Annotated in this window: 5 protein-coding genes; 4 read left to right on the top strand and 1 reads right to left on the bottom strand. The window is 60.0% G+C overall.

Going from position 1 to position 6,232, the window contains the following annotated elements:
* Nucleotides 1-874: signal recognition particle receptor subunit alpha (locus tag JWS10_RS04880; protein ID WP_299505258.1), on the bottom strand; the 874-nt coding region annotated here is incomplete at its 3' end.
* Between the two features lie 316 nt (nucleotides 875-1,190).
* Here JWS10_RS04880 and JWS10_RS04875 point away from each other — a divergent pair.
* From JWS10_RS04875 to xylA, 4 genes are all read left to right on the top strand, one after another.
* Nucleotides 1,191-2,072: a LysR family transcriptional regulator gene (locus tag JWS10_RS04875; RefSeq protein ID WP_299473366.1), complete on the top strand. Its 882-nt coding sequence runs from the start codon at nucleotides 1,191-1,193 to the stop codon at nucleotides 2,070-2,072.
* A 23-nt stretch (nucleotides 2,073-2,095) separates the two neighbouring features.
* The gene (locus tag JWS10_RS04870; protein ID WP_299505257.1) at nucleotides 2,096-2,998 is read left to right on the top strand and encodes a DMT family transporter; all 903 of its coding nucleotides are present in this window, start codon (nucleotides 2,096-2,098) and stop codon (nucleotides 2,996-2,998) included.
* A gap of 73 nt (nucleotides 2,999-3,071) precedes the next feature.
* Nucleotides 3,072-4,508 carry a xylulokinase gene (gene xylB, locus JWS10_RS04865; RefSeq protein WP_299505255.1) on the top strand — a complete coding sequence of 479 codons (1,437 nt, stop codon included), beginning with the start codon at nucleotides 3,072-3,074 and terminating at the stop codon, nucleotides 4,506-4,508.
* Nucleotides 4,505-5,806 (top strand): xylose isomerase, encoded by a 1,302-nt coding sequence (xylA, locus tag JWS10_RS04860; RefSeq protein WP_299505253.1) that lies wholly within the window; start codon nucleotides 4,505-4,507, stop codon nucleotides 5,804-5,806. The genes xylB and xylA overlap by 4 nt, the downstream gene beginning before the upstream one ends.
* Nucleotides 5,807-6,232 lie beyond the last annotated feature (426 nt).

Below are 6,232 nucleotides of genomic sequence, written 5' to 3'. Positions count from 1 at the left end.
CAACACGTTCAGCCTCGAACGTCTCCAGCGCGTCCATCTTCTCGCCAAGACCGACGAAACGGATCGGCTTACCAGTAACTGCGCGCATCGACAAAGCGGCACCACCGCGACCGTCGCCGTCCATCCGCGTCAGCACAACGCCGGAAATGCCAACCTTGGCGTCAAACTCAGACGCTACATTCACCGCGTCTTGGCCCGTCAGGCCATCGACGACCAACAAAGTCTCACGCGGCTGGGCGATGTCACGCACCGCTTGGATTTCCGCCATCAGCACTTCGTCAATGTGCAGACGGCCAGCGGTGTCGAAGAACACCACGTCATAGCCGCCCATCGCGGCTTGAGTCTTGGCGCGCTTGGCGATCTGAACGGCGGTTTCGCCTTGTACGATCGGCAACGAGTCCACGCCGATCTGGCCGGCGAGGATCGCCAACTGCTCCATAGCGGCCGGGCGGTTGGTATCCAAAGACGCCAGCAGCACGCGCTTGCCGTTACGCTCTTTCAAGCGTTTCGCCAGCTTGGCGGTGGTGGTGGTTTTACCCGAACCTTGCAGACCAACCATCAGAATAGCCGACGGCGGGTTGTCAATTTTCAGAGCTTCGGGTTCATCATCGCCGGAAAGCACGCGCACAAGCTCATCATGCACGATCTTGACGACTTGCTGACCGGGAGTGATCGACTTGGTGACAGCCTGCCCAATCGCACGGACCTTGACGGCTTTGACGAAATTGCGCGCGACTTCCAGCGAAACGTCCGCATCGAGCAAAGCAGTGCGGACTTCGCGCAGAGCGGTATCAACGTCAGCCTCAGACAGCGCGCCAGCTTTCGTCAAGCGGTCGAATACGCCACCAAGGCGTTCTGACAGGCTTTCAAACATTGCGCTCTCCTAGATCAAAACCCCAAGGTGGGGTGCTACGGCGGGTTTCCCAAGGCCAATGCGGAACAACACCTGTGGGCGCAACGCGCTGACAGGTGGCGATCCCAGGCTATGGCCTAAGGGACCGGAAGCGGTTGCCTCCGGGGAATTGGGTCGGGCGATACGCGGTTGCTTCGACCGAGTCAAGTCGCGGCGGCCTTAAGCCAGTCAAGTCGTGCCAAGCAGGCGCTCTGTCCTCAAATGTAACGGTTTCGTGCTTGCATTTGTGCGCTGAAATATGCCCTTATGTGCGCGTATGCACAACGAGGTCTGCGTTATGGACAACTGGGACGAGATCAGGACCGCGTTTCAGGTCGCACGTATGGGCACCGTTTCGGGTGCGGCTGAGGTGATGGGTGTGCATCACGCCACAGTAATCCGGCATATTGATTCGTTGGAAAAGCGGCTGGGGGCGAAGCTGTTTCAACGCCATGCCCGTGGCTATACCCCGACCGAATCTGGCCGTGATCTATTGTCGGTGGCGCAGACGACAGAAGATCAGTTCGGCCAGCTTGCCAGCCGCATCAAGGGTCAGGGTGAGACCGTCGCGGGTGAGTTGGTGGTAACTTCGATCACTGGCATCGCGCATCTGCTCGCCCCGGTGTTTGCAACGTTCCAAGAAGCGCATCCAGCAGTGGTGATCCGGTTTCTGACCGATCTGCGGCTGTTTCGTTTGGATTATGGTGAGGCGCATGTGGCTATCCGTGCCGGGGCCACGCCGCAAGAGCCTGACAATGTGGCGCTGCCGTTGGTGAAGATGCGGATGGGAATTTACGGCTCAAAAGCCTATGTTGAGCGGCATGGTTTGCCGAATGGTGAAGCTGAATTGCTGCAACACCGCTTCATTGGCATCGACAACCCCGACAACCGCGCGCCGTTTTATCGCTGGCTCCGCGAGAGGATTGCGCAAGATCGGCTGACTTTCCGCGTTAATGAACCGGCAGCTGCTGACGTGGCGATTAAAGCCGGGATGGGCCTCGGATTCATGCGCGCGCATGAGGCGCGGCAAGACCCGGATTTAGTTGAGGTGATGGCTCCGATCACCGAATGGGATTCGCCGCTGTGGATCGTCACCCATGTCGATCTGCACCGGACGCTGAAGGTGCAAAGCTTTCTAAGCTGTCTGCGCCATGCGGCCTCCAACTGGTGCACGATTTGAGATTGGGCGGTGAGGTTTAGGGCGTGACAATCTGGGCGGGCCTAAGCCAATCGCAACGCGGCCATGTCGCGATGCTGGCGTTTTCGGCACTGGTGGCGGGCAGTTTTAGTCTGGGCGCTGCGGCGGCGCGGTTTGTCTCGCCCTCGGCCATGACCGTAGCGCGGTTTGCTTTGGCGGGCGCGCTGGTCGGGTTGGCTGCCTTCCTGACTGTCGGGGTGCCGCGCAAAGCTTGGGTCGCACCGTGGCGTTATGTGATCTTGGGCGGCTTGCTCGCGTGCTATTTCGTCCTGATGTTTTGGGGCCTGCAGACTGCCGAGGCCGTGCCGACCGCTGCCGTGTTCACCCTAACACCATTGATGGCGGCGGGCTTTGGCTGGCTGTTGCTGGGCCAGATCACCACGGCCCGCATGGCTTTGGCGCTGGCGATTGGCGCTGCTGGCGCGCTGTGGGTGATCTTTCGCGGTGATCTCGCGGCCTTGGCACGGTTTGAGGTTGGCCGGGGCGAAATCATCTATTTCTTCGGCTGCATCGCCCATGCGCTCTACGCTCCGATGGTGCGCAAACTGAACCGGGGCGAGCCTGCGCTGGTGTTCACTTTCGGCATGATGCTGGCGGGTTTTGTAATCTTGTGTCTGTGGGGTTGGCGCGATGTGATCGCTACCGATTGGGCCAACCTGCCCGCAATCGTTTGGATTTGCTTGATTTATGTCTCGGTCGCTGCCAGCGCCATGACCTCCGTGCTGCTGCAATTCGCCACGCTGCGGCTGCCCTCGGCCAAGGTGATGGCTTACACATATCTGGTGCCAACTTGGGTTATCTTGTGGGAAATGGCGAGCGGTCGCGCGGCCCCGCCGATAAATGTGCTGGGCGGTGTCATTCTAACCGCTTTGGCATTATTGCTGCTGTTGAAGGATGAAACCGCTTAGCGTAAACGTTTTCACGGCTGACATGTTAGCGCTAATCGTGCTTGGGTGCGGTCAGGTTCTGGAGGGGACACATATGTATATCGGGCTCGATCTGGGCACCTCGGGGCTGAAGGGCATCTTGATAGATGACGCTCAGCAAGTGCTGGCCGAAGCCACATCGCCCCTGACTGTGGAGCGTCCGGCGGAAGGGTGGTCAGAACAGGCTCCGGCCTCGTGGATCGCGGCGGCAGAGGTTGTTTTGGGCAAACTCGCCGAGCATGGTTTGGCTGCGGTGAAGGGCATCGGGCTATCGGGGCATATGCACGGCGCGACCTTGCTGGATGCGTCCGACGCGGTGCTGCGCCCCTGTATCCTGTGGAACGACACCCGCAGCTTCGCCGAGGCTGCGGCCTTGGATGCCAAGCCAGAATTCCGCCACCTGTCCGGCAATATCGTTTTCCCCGGCTTCACTGCCCCAAAATTAGACTGGCTGCGCAAGCATGAGCCTGCCGTTTGGGCCAAGGTCGCCAAGATCCTGCTGCCAAAAGATTATCTCCGGCTGTGGCTGACTGGTGAGCATGTGTCTGAAATGTCAGACGCCGCGGGCACGTCTTGGTTGGATACCGGCAAGCGCGATTGGTCGGATGTTTTGCTGTCTGATACCGGCCTGACACGCGCGCAGATGCCGCGCTTGGTCGAAGGCTCGGAAGTCTCCGGCACCCTGCGCAGCACACTCGCCAGTCGTTTCGGCATGGGCGCAAGCGTTGTGGTTGCGGGCGGCGGTGGCGACAATGCGGCGGCTGGCGTTGGCGTCGGTGTGGTGCGCGCGGGTGAGGCGTTTGTTTCGCTCGGCACCAGTGGCGTGCTGTTTGCCGCCAATGACGGCTATCAACCTGACCCCGCAACGGCGGTGCATACGTTCTGCCATGCGCTGCCAAACACTTGGCATCAGATGGGCGTGATCCTCGCCGCGACCGATGCGCTGAACTGGTATTCCAAACTGGTCGGCACCGATGCGGCGCATCTGACTGGCGAACTCGGCCCGCTGCAAGCCCCCGGCAAAACCACGTTCCTGCCCTATCTTGGTGGTGAGCGCACACCGCTGAACTCTGCCGCAATCCGCGGCGCGTTTACCGGGCTGGAACATGCCACCGACCGCCAAGCTGGCACCCGCGCCGTGCTGGAAGGCGTCACCTTCGCCTTCCGCGATTGCCGCGATGCCTTAGCCGCGACTGGCACCAAGCTGGAGCATTTGCTGGCGGTGGGCGGCGGTTCACGCTCGGATTATTGGCTGCGCGCGATTGCGACGGCCTTGGATTGCCCGGTCAGCCTGCCAGTTGCGGGCGATTTTGGCGGCGCTTTCGGCGCTGCTCGGCTTGGCCTGATGGCCGCCGCCGGGGCAGGTGCGGAAATAGCCACCCTGCCGCAAATTGAGCGGGAAATCCTGCCCGACCCCGCCCTGAAAGACGCCTTTGACGCGGGTTTCGCCCGCTACCAAGCTGCACAAACCGCGATTAGGAGCCTCGCATGACCGATTTTTTCAAGAACATCCCGCAGATCAAATATGAGGGCGAAGGCTCCACCAACGAGTTCGCCTTCCGGCATTACGACCCCGATGAAGTGCTGCTCGGCAAGCGGATGGAAGATCATCTGCGCTTTGCCGTCGCCTATTGGCATTCGTTCGCATGGCCGGGTGGTGACCCGTTCGGCGGACAAACCTTTGATCGCCCGTGGTTCGGCGACACCATGGCGCTGGCAAAACTGAAGGCCGACGTGGCGTTTGAGATGTTCGACATCCTCGGCACCCCGTTCTACGCCTTCCACGACGCCGATGCGCGGCCAGAGGGTGATACCTTCGCCGAAAGCTTGCGCAATCTGGAAGAAATCGTTGATTACCTCGGCGAAAAGCAAGCCTCACATAAGGCAAAGCTGCTGTGGGGCACCGCCAATATGTTCAGCCACAAACGCTGGATGTCGGGCGCTGCCACCAACCCCGACCCCGAAGTTTACGCCTATGCGGCAGCCACGGTGAAATCCTGTCTGGATGCGACGCATAAACTCGGCGGCGCGAATTATGTGCTCTGGGGCGGGCGTGAGGGCTATGAGACGCTGCTGAACACCGACCTGAAAGCCGAACGCGCCCATGCTGGCCGCTTCCTGCAATCGGTCGTCGAGTATAAGCACAAAATCGGCTACCAAGGCGCAATCCTGATCGAACCGAAGCCGCAAGAGCCGTCGAAGCACCAGTATGACTACGACGTCGCGACGGTCTACGGTTTCCTGAAGGATTTCGGACTCGAGAAAGAAGTTCAGGTCAATATCGAGCAGGGCCACGCGATCTTGGCGGGCCATTCGTTTGAGCACGAGATCGCTTTGGCCTCGGCCTTGGGGATTTTTGGCTCGATCGACATGAACCGCAACGATTACCAGTCCGGCTGGGACACCGACCAGTTCCCGAACAATCACGCCGAGAAAGCCGTCGCGTTCTACGAAATCCTGCGCGCGGGCGGCTACACCACCGGCGGCACCAACTTTGACGCCAAAATTCGCCGTCAGTCGCTGGACCCGGAAGATCTGATCCTCGCGCATGTCGGCGGCATGGACACCTGCGCGCGGGCGCTGAAAGCGGCGGCGTATCTGCTGGAGGACGACACTTTAGAAGCCGCACGGCGCGCGCGTTATGCTGGCTGGGAGAAAGACGGCGCGAAAGCGATGCTGACTCAGCCGTTGGAAGTCATCGCGGATGCGGTTGTGAAGAACAACATCAACCCGCAGCCACGCTCGGGCCGTCAAGAGCGGTTGGAGAACTTGTGGAACCATTACATCTGAGTGTCTGCGGCAAAGCCGGGGGTTTCACACCCCCGGACCCCCGTGGGATATTTATGAGCAGATGAAAACTTTTAGATAAGTCTTAGTGACATTTCTGGGCGGGCATTGGGGAGACTCAATGCCCGTTTCGCTTTTTTCCGCCAGCTTGCGGCAGCATTAAGATTCAGCCGTTAATCTGTGCGTTAAGATCGAAATACAGGCGATTATCGCCGTAGTTGCATAGTATGAGGGCGCTTTCACTTCCGCTACATTCCTGCTGACCGATCTGAGTGGTGTAGTCACCGTCAAGGAGACTCCGATGCTCGCCACCACTGCCACCCCTATGCAGCGCAGCCATGGCTCGGCTTTCGCCAGCTTTCGCTGTCTGGATGGCCGTGCGCGGTTGTTGGATTTGGCGCAATCGGGTTCAGCCAAGGCGATGCTGCC

This window comes from Cypionkella sp. (assembly GCF_028290025.1).
Lineage (GTDB): Bacteria > Pseudomonadota > Alphaproteobacteria > Rhodobacterales > Rhodobacteraceae > Cypionkella.
Note: the sequence above shows the minus strand (reverse complement) of the source record. Positions and strands in the feature narration are given on the sequence as shown.